Origin of the sequence: Cellulomonas telluris (assembly GCF_004886325.1) — a bacterium.
In the GTDB taxonomy this organism is placed as follows: Bacteria; Actinomycetota; Actinomycetes; order Actinomycetales; family Cellulomonadaceae; genus Cellulomonas; species Cellulomonas telluris.
On record NZ_QXFN01000027.1, the window covers coordinates 1 to 656 of the forward strand.

At 72.4% G+C, this 656-nt stretch carries 1 protein-coding gene; it reads left to right on the top strand.

Going from position 1 to position 656, the window contains the following annotated elements; translation table 11 throughout:
- A partial coding sequence (locus FB586_RS18555) for an enolase C-terminal domain-like protein (protein ID WP_281276707.1) occupies positions 1-608 on the top strand: 608 nt, incomplete at its 5' end.
- Between the last annotated feature and the right edge of the window lie 48 nt (positions 609-656).

Sequence of the window (656 nt, forward strand, 5' to 3'; positions counted from 1 at the left end):
ACCCCAACGGTGCGTGGACTCCTGAGACGTCCCTGCGGGTGGCCGCCCGGCTCGCCGGCGTCGTGGAGTACCTCGAGGACCCGACGCCCGGCATCGCCGGGATGGCCCAGGTCTCGGCCGGCACGGACGTCCCGCTCGCGACCAACATGTGCGTCATCGCGATGGAGCACCTCCCGCCCGCGATCGCGCAGGACGCCGTCCAGGTCGTGCTGTCCGACCACCACCTCTGGGGCGGGCTCAAGAAGTCGGCGCTCCTCGGCGGCATCACCGAGGTCTGGGGCCTGGGCCTGTCGATGCACAGCAACTCCCACCTGGGCGTCTCGCTCGCCGCGATGGTCCACCTCGCCGCGGCGACGCCGAACCTGACCTACGCCTGCGACACCCACTACCCGTGGAAGACCCAGGACGTCGTCGCCGGTGACGCCCTGGCCTTCTCGGGCGGCTCGGTCGCCGTCCCCACCGGCCCCGGGCTCGGCGTCGACCTCGACCGCGACCGCCTCGGCGAGCTCCACGAGCTCTACCTCTCCTGCGGCGTCCGCCGGCGCGAGGACACCGTCTACATGCGCTCGATCCAGCCGGACTTCCAGGTGAACACCTCCCGCTGGTGAACGCCCCGCCCCCGCCCCGCCCCCGCCCCGTGTAACACGTCGTCAGAT